The sequence below is a fragment of the Frankia sp. RB5 genome, from assembly GCF_059816245.1.
In genome coordinates, this window is sequence record NZ_JCBATA010000046.1 from 36,045 (window position 1) to 51,800 (window position 15,756).

Consider the following 15,756-nt stretch of genomic DNA (forward strand, 5'->3'; position numbering starts at 1 on the left):
CGCACCGCGGGCCGGCCGACAACCGGGGGCTCAGGCCGCGGGCGGCTCCAACCGGGGGAACACCGGCGTCGGCGCCGCGACGCGGGGGCCGCCGTCGCCGCACTGCGCGGCGATCCGGGGCGCCGCATCCGGCAGGAAAGGCGCCAGGTGCGTCGCCAGCTCCCGACAGGTGGCGACCAGCTCCGCGAGGACGGCGTCGAGGGCCGCCAGGTCCGCGCCTTCCTTGCGCTCCCCCTTGGCGAGCTCCCACGGGCGGGCCGCCTCGACGTAGCGGTTGCCCTCGTCGCCGATCGACGTGATCACCTCGGCGGCGCGGCGGAAGTCGAACGCGATGAACGCCGCGTCGATCGCCTCCGTCGCCCGGTCACGCACGGCCCGCAGCGCCGCGGCCCCGGGGTTGTCCGCCGCGACCGGCGGGATCACCCCGTCCCGGTAGCGCCCGACCATCGACACCGTCCGGTTGACCAGGTTGCCGATGTTGTTCGCGAGATCCTCGTTCGCCCGGGTGAGCAGCCGCTCGTCGGTGTAGTCGGTGTCGCCGTTGCGGGCGACGTCGCGCAGCATCCACCAGCGCAGCGCGTCCGAGTTGAACGCGGCGACGATGTCCGCCGGATCCTGCGCGTTGCCCGCCGACTTGGAGATCTTCATGCCGTCCGCGGTCAGGTACTCGTGCACGAAGATGGTGTCGGGCAGCCGCACCCCGGCCGAGAGCAGCATCGCCGGCCAGTACACGGCGTGGAAGCGGATGATGCCCTTGCCGATGACGTGCACGCGCTCGTCGGCGTCGTTCCACCAGTACTGGAACGTCTCGTCGTCCGTGCCGTAGCCGGGCGCGGTGATGTAGTTGCCCAGCGCGTCGAACCAGACATAGATGACCTGGTCGGGGTCGCCGGGAACCGGGATGCCCCAGCCGCGCGCCCGGCTCATGCTCCGCGACGCGCTGAAGTCCTCCAGGCCCGCCTCGATGAACGAGAGCACCTCCCGCTTGCGGGTCGCGGGCTCGATGCGCAGCCGATCCGTCGAGATCAGCTCGTGCAGCTGCTCCTGGTAGCGGCTGAGCCGGAAGAACCAGTTGCTCTCCTCGACCAGCTCGGGAACGGTGCCATGCTCCGGACAGCGGCCGCCCACGAGCTCGTCCTCGGTGTAGAAGAGCTCGCAGCCGACGCAGTACAGGCCGGCGTAGCTCTTGCGGTAGAAGTCGCCGCGCTCGGCGCAGGCGTTCCACAGCTTCTCCACCCCCGGACGGTGCCGGGGGTCGGTGCTGGTCTTGATGAAGTCGTCGAAGGAGAGAGCCAGCGGCTCGCGCAGCGAGACGAACCGGGCGGCCACCCGCTCGACGTACTCCGCCGGCGTGATCCCCTCCGCCTCGGCGCCCTGGACGTTCTTCAGCGCGTTGTCGTCGGTGCCGGTCTGGAAGCGGACCTCGTCACCCCGCGCCCGCAGGTGCCGGGCGTAGGCGTCCGTCTCGACGAGCTCCAGCGCGTGCCCCACGTGCGGCTTGCCGTTGACATACGGGATGGCCGTCATGACGGCGTAGCGACCCATCGGCTTCGGATCCTTCCGCCCCGGCCGTCGCCCCGCCCGCGAGGCTCCGTCGGGGCCTCATCGGTGGTCTTGTCAGGACGCGCGGAAAAGGCCGGATGGCATGCGCATCATCATCCGGCGGCTCGCCGCATCGGCGGTGACCCGTGTCGTCGACACAGGAGGATCCTACGCGTGCCCGCGTCCCGCGGCCTGATCACCCTGGCGCGGGCCGTCGCGACAGGCCCGCACGCCCGGTCGGTAACGGGCGCTTGACCTGAAGTCGACATCAGGTTGCAGGCTGGCGAGCGGGCCCGCCGAGAGGTCCATCGGCGTCATCGAGACGAGGAGAACGGCGATGGACGGCTCCGTGACCGGTCCGGCCCGGCTGGATCGGCGGGTGCGGCTGACGCTGGGTGTGCTGGTGCTCGGCGGGCTCATGGTCGTGCTCGACGTGACCGTCACCAACGTGGCGATCCGGAGCCTGTCGCGGGACCTGCACGCGCCGCTTTCGGTGATCCAGTGGGTGACTACCGCGTACACCCTCGCGCTGGCGGTCGTCGTGCCCGTCGGGGCGTGGCTGGTCGGGCGGCTCGGCGCGCGGCGCGTCTACGTCCTCGCCCTGGCGCTGTTCGGGCTCGGGTCGCTGCTGGCGGGGCTGGCCTGGGACATCGGATCGCTCATCGCGTTCCGGGCACTGCAGGGCCTCGGCGGTGGGCTCGTCAACCCGGTCGCGATGACGATCACGCTGCGAGCGGCGCCGCCGCGGCTGCGCGGGCGGGCGATGGGCGCGCTGGGGCTGCCGGTGCTGGTCGGGCCGCTGGCGGGGCCGACGCTGGGGGGCTGGCTCGTCGAGTCCTCCTGGCGGTGGATCTTCCTGATCAACGTGCCGGTCGCGCTGGTGGCGGTGCCGCTGGCCTGGCGGCTGCTGCCGGGGGACGCTCCGGCCGCGGCCGGGCCGGCGGGGCGCGGGCGGCTGGACGTCGCCGGGCTCCTGATGATCGGGCCGGGGCTGGCGGCGTTCGTGTACGGGCTGTCGGAGAGCGGCCGGATCGGCACGTTGGCCGCCGCGTCCGTGCTGGTCCCGGCCCTGGTCGGGCTCGCCCTGTGCGCGGCGTTCGTGCTGCGCGCGCTGCGCGACGACCGCGCCGGAGACGGCGGTGCCCGCGACGGCGGTGGTGCGGAGGAGCGGGCCGGCGGGGGAGTCGGCCGGCCACTGGTGCGGGTGCGGTTGCTGGGGCAGCGGGCGGTCGCGACCGGGACGGCGACGCTCGCCCTGTTCGTCGCCGCCTACTTCGGCTCGATGTTCATCCTGCCGCTGTACTGGCAGCTCGCGCGCGGGCTGAGCCCGGCGGCGACCGGGATGCTCGCCATCCCGCAGGCGCTGACGACGGGGATCTCGCTGCAGGTGGCGAGCAGGCTGGTGGACCGGGTGCCGCCGGGCCGGGTCGTCGGGTTCGGGATCGTGGTGGCGGCCGGCGGCATGCTGACCACCCTGCTCCTGCTCGACGCGCACACGCCGTACTGGCAGCTGCTCACCTCGATGGCCGTGACCGGCGTCGGCACCGGCTCGACGATCATGCCGACGATCACGACGGCGCTGCGTCACCTGCCCGACGAGGACACGCCGTCTGGCAGCACGCTGCTCACGATCGCCAACCAGGTGGCCGTCTCCGTCGGCACAGCGCTCACCTCGGTGCTGCTCGCCACCACCCTGTCGAGCCACGCCGGCCTCGACACCGGCGCCGATCTGCCCGAGACCGTCAGCCCCGCGATCGTCGACGGCGTGGTCACGGCGTTCCGCCACACGCTCGTGCTGCCGGTGTCGCTGATGGCGGCGGCGGGCGTGGTCGCCCTGCTCCTGCTGCCCAGGTCACACCAGCGCGGCGAAGCCCCGGCCGCCGCCGGCGAGCCGGCCCCCACCGTGCGGTGAGGGCCGGCCTGCCGGGGACGCGGGATACCGTGGCTCAGAGCGACCGCTGGTAGGAGCGGAACGCGCCTGCCGCGAGGCTCGCGGCGAGGACGGCGAGCGCCGCCAGAGCCCCGAGCCGCCAGCCGGCGGCCACCCAGTCGGGATCGGCGGACAGCGCCTCCCGGATCGTCGACGGTGCGTTGGGGTGTCGGGCCCTCGTCGGCCTGGTGCCTGCTGAGTGCCGGTCTCCCGGTCGGGTGCGCCAACACCCGCCCGGGAGACCGGTGCGGTCACGTCATCTCGGGTCCTCCGGTCGGTGTGGATCGCTCGGGCTTCGGGTCGCCGGCGGGCAGCTCCCGGCGCCCGGCCGGGGGTGCCCGCCGGGCACGTGAGCGCCCATCTCCCGGAGCAGGATGGCGCGCATCCCGGCCCACCGCCCGCGGGCGAGCTCGCGCTGGACCGCCGTGACGGCGTCGCGGCTCGCCTCGGGATCGTCCGGGTCGGCGTGGAAGAGCTCCCACAGCTCGATGCCGTCGAGGGTCCGGGCGCTGATCTCGGCGAGCAGCCGCTCGACGTAGTCGAGTTCCGCCTGCCGCAGCGCCGCCTGGTACTCGTGCTCCAGCGCGAACAGCCGGGGCAGCCCCTCACGCTCGGCCAGCGTCCGGGCCGCGTGACCTGCCTCGACCTCCGCCGTGAGCCGCAGCCGGCGGTCGGCCAGCAGCCGGACGGCGTCGCCCGGGGCCAGCACAGGCAGTAGTGACAGCGCCGCGTCGAAGCGGGTGTACTCCTTCGCCGGCGTGCCGACGAGCTCGGCCATCCAGTCGTACAGCTCGACGCGGCCGGGCTCGGTGAGCTCGTAGATGGTCCGCTCGGGGCGCCGGCCGTCGCGCACGGTGCGCGCCGCCACGATGAACCCGGCGCGGACCAGCGCCTCCACCACGGTGTAGAGCGAGCCGTAGTTGAGCTTGATGCTCTCTTCCTTGTGCCGTTCACGCAGCGTGGAGGACATCTCGTAGGGATGCATCGGCCGCTCGTTGAGCAGGGCGAGGACAGCCAGCGCGAGCGGGTTCGACACCTTGCGACGCCCCACGGCCCACCGCCTTCCGGCTGCGTCGGCGAGGCCGGCCTATTCGGACCCCAATTACTCGCAGCCGAGTATCCGGAGAGAAGTGTGTGGCGTCAAGGCGTGATCGCGAGGATTCTCCGGGCTGGCCGGGTATACCTGGGCGGGGAGACACCTGGCCGGGCCATCGCGGTCGCCGTGAGAGTGGTCACGCCCGGGCGGGCCGTCCGGCCGGCGCGCACGGAGAAACCGCGCTGCACACGGGGGAAATCGGCGCCTCCCTGTCCGCGCCTAGGCCAGGCTCGCCTATTGATCAGCCGCCCGCGGCCCGGCGTGTGGCCTGCACACCGGGCACTATCAGGGCAACGCCAGCCATCCCCCGCCTTCGCGCGGTTCGCGGTCATCCCACCGTCGAGCCCGGCATCGCCGCAGTCGTGACCTCGGTGACCGGTCGACGGCCCGGGACCGACAATCGCGGAAGGCGGCCCGCGTCCCGATCGAGACCGGTCCGACCGGGCTACCCGGGCCGCGCGTCGGGGTGAGGGGCGCGGCGCACAGGCCGCCGCCGGTGGGCGGCCGGGGCAGACCCCCGTCCACCGGCGGCCTCCACCTCGGCGCGGGGACGCGACGGGTGTGCGCACCCCCACGCGGGGCGCGAGATGTCAGGCCGACCTGCGAGGATCGTGGGCATGGTGGTTCCCTCCGTCGCGCCGGCCTCCGAGGAGCTGTTCCGGCGCGCCGAGCGTGTCGTACCCGGCGGGGTCAACTCCCCGGTCCGGGCATTCCGGGCGGTCGGCGGCAGCCCGCGCTTCATGGTGTCCGGCGATGGCCCGTACCTGACGGACGCGGACGGTCGCACCTACGTCGACCTGGTCTGCTCCTGGGGTCCGATGATCCTCGGCCACGCTCATCCGGCGGTCGTCGAGGCGGTGGGGCGGGCGGTGTCCGCCGGCACCAGCTTCGGCACGCCGACGCCCGGCGAGGTCGAGCTCGCCGAGCTGATCGTCGACCGGATCGGGCCGGTCGAGAAGGTCCGGCTGGTCAACTCGGGCACCGAGGCGACGATGAGCGCGGTGCGCCTGGCCCGCGGCTTCACCGGCCGCTCGACGATCATCAAGTTCGCCGGCTGCTACCACGGCCACGTCGACGCCCTGCTCGCCGCCGCCGGCTCCGGCGTGGCGACCCTCGGCCTGCCGGACACCCCCGGGGTGACCGGCGCGGCGACCGCCGACACGATCGTGCTGCCCTACAACGACCTCGCGCTGGTAGAGGCCGTCTTCGCCGAGCGGGGCGAGTCGATCGCCGCCGTCATCACCGAGGCGGCGGCGGCGAACATGGGCGTCGTCCCGCCGCTGCCGGGCTTCAACGCGGGGCTGCGGCGGCTGTGTGACATCCACGGGGCGCTGCTCATCCTCGACGAGGTGATGACCGGGTTCCGGATCTCCCGCGCCGGCTGGTGGGGCATCGAGGGGGCGCTCGAGGACTGGTCGCCCGACCTGTTCACCTTCGGCAAGGTGATGGGTGGTGGGCTGCCCGCGGCAGCGTTCGGCGGCCGGGCCGACGTGATGTCGCGGCTGGCGCCCGCCGGCCCGGTCTACCAGGCCGGGACACTGTCGGGGAACCCGATCGCCGTCGCCGCGGGCCTGGCCACCCTGCGGGCCTGTACCGACGACGTCTACAACGCCGTCGACGCCCGCGCCGCCGACGTCGCGGGCATCGTCTCGACGGCGCTGACCGAGCAGGGCGTCGCCCACCTGCCCAGCAACGCCGGCTCCCTGTTCAGCTTCTTCTTCACCGACGCCGCCGCCGTCGTCGACTACGCCGGCGCGCAGGCGCAGAACACCGCCCGGTACGCGGCCTTCTTCCACAGCATGCTCGACGCGGGCATCTACCTGCCGCCGTCGGCGTTCGAGGCGTGGTTCGTCTCCGCCGCGCACGACGACGCGGTGATGGAACGCATCGCCGCCGCCGCCCCGGCCGCCGCCCGCGCCGCCGCGGCCGTGCCCGAGCCGGCCCCCGTCGCCGCCGGCGGCCGGTCATGACCGCCGTCCCGGCCGGCCGGCAGACGCGGGTGCACCTCGTCCGCCACGGCGAGGTGTTCAATCCCGACAAGATCCTCTACGGGCGGCTGCCCGGGTTCGGGCTGTCCGAGAACGGCCACCGCCAGGCCAAGGTCACCGCCGAGTACCTCGCCGGGCTCGACGTCGCCGCCGTGGTCGCGAGCCCGCTGGACCGCGCCCAGCAGACCGCCGCGCCGATCGCCGCCGCCCACAACCTGCCCGTCCAGGTCGACCCCCGGCTCATCGAGAGCCGCAACGCCTTCGAGGGGCACACGTTCGAGGCCGGGCCCGCGGCCCTCGCCCGTCCGCGGATGTGGCGGCTGCTGGCCAACCCGCTCCGGCCGTCCTGGGGCGAGCCCTACACCGAGATCGCCGGGCGGATGCTCGCCGCCGCCGAGGAGTGGCGCGACACCCACCCCGGCCGGCACGTCGTCCTCGTCAGCCACCAGCTGCCGGTGTGGACCGCGCGGCGCGCCCTCGAGGGTCAGCGGCTGTGGCACCGGCCCGACCGGCGCCAGTGCGGCCTCGCGAGCGTCACCACGGCGGTGTACGAGGGCGACCGCCTCGTCGGCGTCGAGTACGCCGAGCCGGCCGGCCCGACGGGGAACACCCCCGGCTCCGTGGGTGCCTGACCGGCCCGTCCGTGCGGGCGGGCCGGCGTGACGGCCGAGCCGGGCGCGGGGCTCGCGGCGATCCTGCCGGTCCTGCGCTGCCCGGTGTGCGCCGGCGCGCTCGTCCCGGCCGGTGCGGACGGCGCCGGTGCGGGCGGCGCCGGCGGGGTGCGCTGTCCGGCCGGGCACGGGTTCGACGTCGGCCGCGGCGGCTACCTGAGCCTGCGCGGCGGGCGGGCCCGGCGGGTCACCGGCGATACCGCGGAGATGGTCGCCGCCCGGGAGGCGTTCCTCGGCGCCGGGCACTACCGGCCGCTGACCGCCCGCCTCGGCGAACTCGCCGCGGGGGCCCGCGCGGGCGAGGCGCCGGGCACCGTCCCGGTGCTGCTGGAGATCGGCGCGGGCACCGGCCACCACCTGGCCGGGGTGCTCGCGGCGCTGCCGGCGGACGCGCTCGGTGTCGCGGCCGACGTGTCGCCGCCCGCGCTGCGCCGCGCCGCCCGGGCACACCCGCGGATCGGGGCGGTCGCCTTCGACGCGGCGGGGGCCTGGCCGGTCCGCGACGGGTCGGTCGGCGTGCTCCTCGACGTCTTCGCCCCCCGCCACCCGGACGAGATGCGCCGGGTGCTGCGCCCCGGCGGGCAGCTGCTCATCGTCACGCCGGCACCGGGCCACCTCGGCGAGCTGCGCGGACCGCTCGGTCTCGTCGGGATGCAGGCCGGCAAGGCCGACCGGCTGGACGAGCGGATGACGGGCCGGTTCACCGCCGACGCCGTCGAATGCCTGGACGTCCCGCTGTCCCTGAGCGTCGACGAGGCCGTCGACCTGGCCCTGATGGGCCCGACCGGCCACCACCGGACGCCCGCCGACCTGCGGGCCCGGGCCGCGGCCCATTGGGCGCAAGACACGGTCCAGACCATCGCCCGGTTCCAGCTCCACCCCTTCCGACCTCGGTGACGCGCGGCCCGGCCGTGTGGTCAGTGGTGAACCCCACGCGCGCCGGCCGGCATCGCCGCCTACGCTGAGGTGAGTTCTACAGTTGGTCGTAGACGGGTTCCGGATGCGGAAGGTGCGGGGCACATACTGGTTCGCGTGGCAGAGGAGCGACGGCGGTCCATGTCGGGTGACAGGTTGGCCACGCCGCGATGCGGCGTGGCCGGTGACGGGAGCGCGCGCCGCCAACCGTGGGCTCGGCGGTGGCGGCGGCTGACGGGCGCCGCGCTGGCGGTCACCCTGGCCGGTGTGCTGGCGGCCTGCTCGACCAGCGGCAACACGGCCAGCGCCACCGGCGGTGACGGCTACGGCTTCGTGCAGCAGCGGGCCGGGCAGGACTTCGTCCCGGCCGACCGGCGGCACGCGGCGCCGGAGCTGTCCGGCAAGAACCTCGACGGCGCGCCGCTGAGCGTCACGTCGTTCCGCGGCAAGGTCGTCGTCGTCAACTTCTGGGCCTCGTGGTGCGCACCCTGCCGGGCGGAGACACCGGGCCTCGCGACGCTCGCGAAGCAGAACCCGAGCGTCGCGTTCCTCGGCGTCAACGAGAAGGACTCCCCGGCCAGCGCCAAGGCGTTCGCCCGCGACTTCGGCACGCCCTATCCGAGCATCATCGACAAGCTGGGTACCCTTGCCGCCGGCTGGCCGGTCGCGCCGGGCCTGCCGTCGACCTTCGTGCTCGACCCCGACGGCCGCATCGCCGCCCGCTTCACCGGCGGCGTCCTGCCCGAGGACCTCACTCCCGTGCTCGCCAGGCTGCGGGCCGAGGCGTGAGCGGTCGGGGGCGGCGCGCGGCCCGGGCGGGGCGCGCACAGTGAGCGCGGTCGGCCTCATCACCGACGGGCCGGTGCTGCTCGCGGCACCGGTCGCCGCGGCCGCCGGGCTGCTGTCGTTCCTGTCGCCGTGCGTGCTGCCGCTCGTCCCCGGCTACCTCACCTTCGTCACCGGCCTGTCCGGCGAGGAACTCGAGGACCGGCAGCGCCGCGGTGAGCCTCTGACGGCCCTCGACCCGTCCGCCGGGCTCGACGCCACCCCCCTGACCGGAACGTCGGCCACGTCGGCCCTGGCCGGGGCACCCGCCCTGGCCGGCGCGTCCGTCTCGGCCGGCGCCATGGCCACCGTTTCCATGACGGACAGCTCCGTCACAGCGGATTGCGCTGGCTTGGCGGTGGGCGACGGCGGGTCGGGCGACGGCGGCGCATCGCGGCCCGCGTCGAGCGCTGGCGGGGATCGCGGCGGGGTGACGGCGCGGCTGCGCCGGCTGTGGGTGGGCGGCCGGGTCGCGGCCGGCACCGGGCTGTTCGTGCTGGGCTTCACCCTGGTGTTCGTCTCCTATGGCGCCGCCTTCGGCGGGCTGGGCCGGAGCCTGAATCGCCATCCGGTTGGCGTTGGCCAGGTTCTCGGGGCGTTCACGATCGCGATGGGCCTCGCGTTCGCGGGTGTGTTCTCCCGGATGTCCTGGGCGAACCGCGAGTGGCGCATTCACCGGATGCCACGCCCCGGGCTGCTCGGCGCGCCCGTCCTCGGCATGCTGTTCGGCCTCGGCTGGACGCCCTGCCTCGGGCCGACGCTGTCGGCCGTGCAGGGGCTCGCGGTGACGAGCGCGACGGCCGAGCGGGGGGCGTTCCTGTCGGCGGCGTACTGCCTCGGGCTCGGGCTGCCGTTCCTCGTCGTCGGGCTCGCCTTCCGGCGTGCCGTCGGGGCCCTGCGCCTGCTGCGGCGGCACGCGCGCGCCCTGACCCTCGCCGGCGGGGTGATGCTTGTCGCCGTCGGCGTGCTTCAACTCACCGGGGAGTGGGCCGAGCTGATCACCTACCTGCGGCCCTACGCCCCCGGCTTCTCGGAGACGCCGCTGTGACCTCCTCCACCCAGTCCTCGACCACGTCCCTCGACGCCGATCCGCCAGCCGACGTAGATCCGCCCGCCGACGTCGACGCGCCCGTCGATGCCGACGCCCCCGGCGGTGCCGAGCAGGCGGACGGCGCGAGTGTCGGGTTCGATCCCGATCCGGCCGCCTCCCGGCGCCTGCCGGACGGGCACGCCGGCGGTGGCGCGCGTGGGAGCGGGGGGGCGTCGGCCAGCGGGCTCGGCCGGAATCCGGCGCTCGCGCTCGCGATCCGCTCCTGGCGCCAGCTCACCAGCATGCGCACCGCGCTGCTGCTGCTGTTCCTGCTGGCCCTGGCGGCGGTGCCGGGTTCGCTGCTGCCCCAGCGCAACATCAACCCGATGCGGGTGGAGCAGTACCTCAGCGACCATCAGACGGTCGGCCCGCTGCTGGACCGCCTCTCCGGCTTCGACGTGTTCGCCGCGCCGTGGTTCGCGGCGATCTACCTGCTGCTGTTCATCTCGCTGATCGGCTGCCTGTCGTCGCGGATCCGCTGGCACGCCCGAGCGCTGTTCACCGCCCCGCCGAAGGCGCCGGCCCGGCCCGGCCGCCTGCCCGGGGGCAGCGCGTGGGAGAGCCCGCTGCCGCCCGCCGAGGCCACGGCCGCCGCCCGCACCGCCCTGCGCGGACGTCGCTTCCGCGCCAGCGCCACCGCCACGGACGCCCGCCGGCCCGACGGGACCCCCGACCACTCCGTCGCCGCGGAGAAGGGCTACCTGCGCGAGACCGGCAACCTGGTGTTCCACGTCGCCCTCGTTGGCCTGCTCGCCGCGGTCGGCTTCGGTTCCTGGTTCGGCTACTCGGGCACCACCCTGGTCGTCACCGGCGACGGGTTCGCCAACACGCTCATCAGCTACGACCAGTTCACCGGCGGTAAACTCGTCAACACCGCGAAGCTGCGCCCGTTCTCGCTGACGCTGGACCGGTTCGCGGCGACGTACGAGCCGAACGGCGAGCCCGCGGACTTCCGCGCCGACGTGACCTACGCGCCCGACCTGGACACGCCGACCCGGCAGGCGACCGTCCGGGTCAACCATCCGCTGGTCCTCGGCGACACGAAGGTCTACCTGATCGGGCACGGCTACGCGCCGCACTTCGTCCTGCGTGACGCCCGGGGCCGCACCGTCTGGCAGGGCAACGTGCCGTGTACCCCACGTGACGGCATGTTCACCTCGACCTGCACGGTCAAGATCCCCGACGCCGGCCTGCCGCCGCTCGGCGCGCAGCGGGTTCCCCAGCAGCTCGCCTTCAGCGGCGTGTTCACACCGACGACCCGGCTGGACCCGACCCACGGCTACGTGTCGATCTACCCCGCGGCCCGCGCGCCGGGCCTGACGATCACTGGATTCGTCGGCAACCTGCATGTGGACGAGGGCATCCCGCAGAACGTCTACACGGTCAACACCAAGGACATGCGCCAGCTCACCCTGAGCGGCCCGGCCGGGGCGGGCCGCACCGCGCAGGTGCTCGCCCTGGACAACCCAGGCCAGCGCACGCTGACCGGCCTGCCCGCCGGGATGAGTCTGGAGGCGGACGGCGTCGCCGAGTTCGCCACCTTCCAGGTCAAGTCCGACCCGTTCAAGGGCGAGGCGCTGCTGTTCTCGGTGCTGATCATCCTCGGGCTGATCGCCAGCCTGCGGGTGCGCCGGCGCCGGGTGTGGGTGCGGGCCACACCGGCCGCGGGGGGCGGGTCCACGGTCGAGATCGGTGGGCTGTCGCGGTCGCACGGAGACGGCTTCGCGGCCGAACTCGGCCAGCTCACCACCCTCGTCCGCGACGCCACGGTGCCCGTCGGCGCGGGCCCGTCGACGGCAACGGACGTGACGGGCACGGAGGACGGCGGCGCCGCGACGGCGCCGCGCGGGACACAGCCGCGTGCTGCCGCAGCAGATGGCGCCGCGTCGAGGGAAAGCGAACGGGAGCACTGATGGCGGTCAACGAGGGCGTGTCAAGCCTGTCCGATCATCTGTTCGGCAGCGGGATGGCGGTGTACGCCGCGGCCATGCTGGGGTACGCCGCCGAGTTCGCGTTCAGCCGGCTCGGCACGCGCGGCGCGGCGGCGCAGGCCACTGACGCGGACGCCGCCGCGGCCGAGGTACCCGCCGCCCGGGTGGGGGCCGACCAGCCGGCGGTGCTCGTCGGTGTCGGCGGGGCGGCGGCGTCCGAGGCGCTCGGTGGCGACGCCGTGGCCGACCCGGACGCGTCGGCGCTCGCCGCGGCCCGGGCCCGGGAGATCGAGGCGGTCCGCCAGCGGGACCGGGCCGCGCACAGTCTCGCCGGTGGCAACGACGGTGACGTCCAGGTGCCGGTCCGTGCCCGCTGGGTCGGGCGGGTCGCGGTGATCCTCACGGTTCTCGGTTGGGCGCTGCACCTGTCGTCGGTCGTCACCCGCGGCATCGCGGCGGACCGGGTGCCGTGGGGCAACATGTACGAGTACTCGTCGATGATCTGCCTGATCGCGGTCACGACGTTCCTCGGGCTGCTGACCCGGCACAACGTCCGCTGGCTCGGCGTGTTCGTGATGGTGCCGGTCGTGCTCTACCTCGGCTTCGCCGGCACGGTCCTCTACGTGGCGCCCGGCCCGCTCGTGCCGGCGCTGAACTCGTACTGGCTGAAGATCCACGTGGTCGGCGCGATCGTCTCCAGCGGGGTGTTTCTCGTCTCCGCGGTGACCACCCTGCTGTTCCTGCTGAAGGAGCGCTGGGAGAACCGTCTCGCCGAGGTGGCGGCCGGGCGGGCCGAGGCGAGCCGGGCGATGCAGAACCGCGGCGGGATCGTGATGCGGCTGCCGTCCTCGGCGGCGCTCGACGCGCTGACCTACCGGGTCATCGCCTTCGCGTTCCCGATCTGGACCTTCGCGATCATCGCCGGGGCGATCTGGGCCGAGGCGGCCTGGGGCCGCTACTGGGGCTGGGACCCGAAGGAGACCTGGTCGTTCATCACCTGGGTCTGCTACGCGGCCTACCTGCACGCCCGCGCCACCGCCGGCTGGCGAGGGCGGCGGGCCGCGGCCATCTCGCTGGTCGCCTTCACGGCCCTGTTCGTCGACTACTACCTGGTCAACCTCGTCATCACCGGCCTGCACTCCTACGCCGGCGTCTGACGAAAGACCCGGCCGCCGGCTCACACCACTCTCCGCCGCCACCCGACCGCCGCCAGGTCGCGACCATCGCCGCGCCGCGGCCTGGCCGCCGCGCCGAACCCCGGTCCGCACTCCACTGACCGCGCGTACACCCGCCGGCAGCTGAGCGGTCCACCCACGGCTGTGGACCATCCCCGGCCGCGTGCGTGGGAGAGCGGCGGTCTGCCACTTTCAACCGGACGAAACGGGCATGATGCCATGTGAATGTGGCACCCAACGCCGTTCCCGTGCACCGCCTCGGCCGGGCCCGCCCATCCCGGCGAACACCGGTCCGCTGGGGCGGCGGTCGGCCAGGTGCCGTGTGGTGTCAGCCCCGGGAGGGCGAGGGCGGTTCGGCCTCGCCGCCGCGAATACGGTCGGCGAGCTCACGCAGGAACTCCGGGTCGTCGTCCGGGCCCGTCGGCCGGGCGACCTGGCGGCGGGTGCCCATGCGCGAACCGGGGCGTCCCAGCCCCGCCTCGCGCCGGTCGATGTCCCAGGTCGACCGCTGGCCGAATGCCGGATGGTCGGAGATCGGCCGCCGCGGCGACCGCGGACCGTACCCGCTTGCCCGGGGTCGGCCGAACAGGAACCAGGCGGCCGCCCCGAACACCCAGAAGAGCAGCACGGCCACGATCCAGATCGGCTTGGACACGGCCCGTACCTCGTCGGGCGGTGTCCCGAACACATCGATGATCGCGTACGCCCAAACACCGATGATCACAAACGTCAGCGCGAGGCCCAGCACCGGCTGGTCGCTCCTTCCCGCTCCTTGATCGACTACATCCGGCTCGACATGTCAGGAATGAACATCGGCCCGCGGGTATCTACTCCCGGCCCTCCGCGACATCGCCGACGATGTCGGCGGCATCACCGAACGGGTCAGACGAGCGTGCGGCGCCCTCCCCGGAGGGCGCACGTGTCGTGGAGATGGCCGGCCCGTGTATCCCTAGTGTGCCCTCCGCCCCGGGGCCGCGTCCGGCCGGTCCACCTGTCCGCCTGCCGACCGCGGGTCTGACGCGTCACGCTCGCGCCCATGGCGGTCCCGGGATGCGCCCGGCGGACGCGGGGTGGGAGGTCGGACGGCCGTGCGCCGCGGCTGCCAGGATGGAGCCATGGCCTGGGCGGATCTCAACGCGTTCCTCGCGCACCTCGAACGGCACCGCCAGCTGCGCCGGGTGTCGGCGCCGGTCGACCCCCACCTGGAGGTCACCGAGATCGTGACGAGGGTGGTGCGCGAGCGCGGGCCGGCGCTGCTGTTCGAGAACCCGCGCGGCGCCGACATGCCGCTGGCCATCAACCTGTTCGGCACCGAGGCCAGGATGGCCGCCGCCCTCGGCGTCGAGCGCCTCGACGAGGTCGGCGAGCGGCTCGCCGCGCTGCTGCGCCCGGAGCTGCCGACCGGCCTGTCCGGTCTGCGTGACGCGCTGGGCAAGGCGGCCTCGCTGACCGCGATCCCGCCGCGGCGGGTGCGCACCGCGCCCTGCCAGGACGTCGTGCTCAAGGGTTCGGACGTTGACCTGTTCCGGCTGCCCGGCGTGCACGCCTGGCCCAGCGACGGCGGGGCGTTCCTGAACCTCGGCCTCACCCACACCCGTCACCCCGAGACGGGGGCCCGCAACCTCGGCATGTACCGCCTGCAGCGGCACGACGCGCGTACCGTCGGCATGCACTGGCAGATCCACAAGGACTCCAACGCCCACCACGCGGTGGCCGAGCGCCGCGGCGAGCGGCTGCCCGTGGCGATCGCGTTCGGCTGTGACCCGGTGGTGACCTACGCCGCCTCCGCACCGCTGCCCGCCGACATCGACGAGTACCTGTTCGCCGGCTACCTGCGCGGCGAGCGGGTCGAGATGGTCGACTGCGTGAGCGTCCCGCTGCGGGTGCCGGCGAACGCGCAGATCGTGCTGGAGGGCTGGCTGGAGCCGGGCGAGCGCCGCCCGGAGGGCCCCTTCGGCGACCACACCGGCTTCTACACGCCCGTCGAGCCGTTCCCGGCGCTGCACGTCGACGTCATGACGATGCGCCGCGACCCGGTCTTCCAGACGATCGTCGTCGGCCGCCCGCCGCAGGAGGACGGCCCGATGGGCAAGGCCACCGAGCGCATCTTCCGCCCGCTGATCCGGATGATGATCCCGGAGATCGTCGACTACGACCTGCCCGAGGCCGGCGTCTTCCACAACTGCTGCCTCGTCTCGATCGACAAGCGCTACCCGAAGCACGCGCAGAAGGTGATGAACGCGATCTGGGGGGCGGGCCTGCTGTCGCTGTCCAAGCTGATCGTCGTCGTCGACGCCGACTGTGACGTCCACGACTACGCCGAGGTCGCCTGGCGCGCGTTCGGCAACGTGGACTACGCCCACGACCTACTCACCACGATCGGCCCGGTCGACCATCTCGACCACGCCTCGTACGAGCAGTTCTGGGGTGGCAAGGTCGGCGTGGACGCGACCCGCAAGCTGCCGACCGAGGGCTACCGACGCGACGGCGGCTGGCCCGAGGAGATCGTCATGGACGACGCCGTCCGCGCCCAGGTCACCCGCCGCTGGAAGGAGTACGGCCTATGACTGGCCCGAGCCGTCTGACTGCCCCG

12 protein-coding genes are annotated in these 15,756 nt (G+C 74.1%); 9 read left to right on the forward strand and 3 right to left on the reverse strand.

Annotation, left to right across the window (positions count from 1 at the left end):
* Positions 1-30 precede the first annotated feature (30 nt).
* Complete coding sequence (gene metG, locus AC6EXY_RS22485; protein ID WP_499818048.1) at positions 31-1,545, reverse strand: methionine--tRNA ligase; 1,515 nt, start codon at positions 1,543-1,545, stop codon at positions 31-33.
* A gap of 334 nt (positions 1,546-1,879) precedes the next feature.
* Here metG and AC6EXY_RS22490 point away from each other — a divergent pair, with 334 nt between their 5' ends.
* Positions 1,880-3,454 carry an MFS transporter gene (locus tag AC6EXY_RS22490; protein ID WP_101829999.1) on the forward strand — a complete coding sequence of 525 codons (1,575 nt, stop codon included), beginning with the start codon at positions 1,880-1,882 and terminating at the stop codon, positions 3,452-3,454.
* 274 nt (positions 3,455-3,728) lie between these two features.
* Here AC6EXY_RS22490 and AC6EXY_RS22495 read toward each other — a convergent pair whose 3' ends face one another.
* Positions 3,729-4,523, reverse strand: a complete 795-nt coding sequence (locus tag AC6EXY_RS22495) for a PadR family transcriptional regulator (protein ID WP_101829998.1) — start codon at positions 4,521-4,523, stop codon at positions 3,729-3,731.
* Positions 4,524-5,185: 662 nt separating this feature from the next.
* On the opposite strand from AC6EXY_RS22495, the gene hemL reads away from it, so the two are divergent.
* The 7 genes from hemL (at position 5,186) to ccsB (ending at position 13,145) form a co-directional block, all read left to right on the forward strand.
* The gene (hemL, locus tag AC6EXY_RS22500) at positions 5,186-6,538 is read left to right on the forward strand and encodes a glutamate-1-semialdehyde 2,1-aminomutase (protein WP_101829997.1); all 1,353 of its coding nucleotides are present in this window, start codon (positions 5,186-5,188) and stop codon (positions 6,536-6,538) included.
* Positions 6,535-7,188 carry a histidine phosphatase family protein gene (locus AC6EXY_RS22505; protein WP_101829996.1) on the forward strand — a complete coding sequence of 218 codons (654 nt, stop codon included), beginning with the start codon at positions 6,535-6,537 and terminating at the stop codon, positions 7,186-7,188. Before hemL ends, AC6EXY_RS22505 begins: the two co-directional genes overlap by 4 nt.
* Positions 7,189-7,215: 27 nt before the next feature.
* Positions 7,216-8,124: a methyltransferase domain-containing protein gene (locus tag AC6EXY_RS22510; RefSeq protein ID WP_243407107.1), complete on the forward strand. Its 909-nt coding sequence runs from the start codon at positions 7,216-7,218 to the stop codon at positions 8,122-8,124.
* Positions 8,125-8,319: 195 nt separating this feature from the next.
* On the forward strand, positions 8,320-8,931 hold the full coding sequence (locus AC6EXY_RS22515; RefSeq protein WP_423748031.1) for a TlpA family protein disulfide reductase: 612 nt from the start codon (positions 8,320-8,322) through the stop codon (positions 8,929-8,931).
* A gap of 40 nt (positions 8,932-8,971) precedes the next feature.
* A complete protein-coding gene (locus AC6EXY_RS22520) occupies positions 8,972-10,015 on the forward strand; it encodes a cytochrome c biogenesis CcdA family protein (protein WP_499818047.1) in 1,044 nt (347 codons plus the stop codon).
* A complete protein-coding gene (resB, locus tag AC6EXY_RS22525; RefSeq protein ID WP_499818046.1) occupies positions 10,012-11,970 on the forward strand; it encodes a cytochrome c biogenesis protein ResB in 1,959 nt (652 codons plus the stop codon). Before AC6EXY_RS22520 ends, resB begins: the two co-directional genes overlap by 4 nt.
* Positions 11,970-13,145, forward strand: coding sequence for a c-type cytochrome biogenesis protein CcsB (gene ccsB / locus AC6EXY_RS22530; protein ID WP_101829992.1), 1,176 nt, complete (start codon positions 11,970-11,972; stop codon positions 13,143-13,145). The genes resB and ccsB overlap by 1 nt, the downstream gene beginning before the upstream one ends.
* Before the next feature lie 346 nt (positions 13,146-13,491).
* Here the strand turns inward: ccsB and AC6EXY_RS22535 are convergent, their stop codons facing one another.
* Positions 13,492-13,911 (reverse strand): PLD nuclease N-terminal domain-containing protein, encoded by a 420-nt coding sequence (locus AC6EXY_RS22535; RefSeq protein WP_101829991.1) that lies wholly within the window; start codon positions 13,909-13,911, stop codon positions 13,492-13,494.
* A gap of 367 nt (positions 13,912-14,278) precedes the next feature.
* On the opposite strand from AC6EXY_RS22535, the gene AC6EXY_RS22540 reads away from it, so the two are divergent.
* On the forward strand, positions 14,279-15,730 hold the full coding sequence (locus tag AC6EXY_RS22540; protein ID WP_499818045.1) for a menaquinone biosynthesis decarboxylase: 1,452 nt from the start codon (positions 14,279-14,281) through the stop codon (positions 15,728-15,730).
* Positions 15,731-15,756 lie beyond the last annotated feature (26 nt).

What these genes read in the sequence shown, in the direction of transcription:
- metG (WP_499818048.1), bottom strand. Translation starts at nt 1,545, where the DNA reads ATGGGTCGCTACGCCGTCATGACGGCCATCCCGTATGTCAACGGCAAG.
- ccsB (WP_101829992.1), top strand. Translation starts at nt 11,970, where the DNA reads ATGGCGGTCAACGAGGGCGTGTCAAGCCTGTCCGATCATCTGTTCGGC.
- AC6EXY_RS22540 (WP_499818045.1), top strand. Translation starts at nt 14,279, where the DNA reads ATGGCCTGGGCGGATCTCAACGCGTTCCTCGCGCACCTCGAACGGCAC.
- AC6EXY_RS22505 (WP_101829996.1), top strand. Translation starts at nt 6,535, where the DNA reads ATGACCGCCGTCCCGGCCGGCCGGCAGACGCGGGTGCACCTCGTCCGC.
- hemL (WP_101829997.1), top strand. Translation starts at nt 5,186, where the DNA reads ATGGTGGTTCCCTCCGTCGCGCCGGCCTCCGAGGAGCTGTTCCGGCGC.
- AC6EXY_RS22490 (WP_101829999.1), top strand. Translation starts at nt 1,880, where the DNA reads ATGGACGGCTCCGTGACCGGTCCGGCCCGGCTGGATCGGCGGGTGCGG.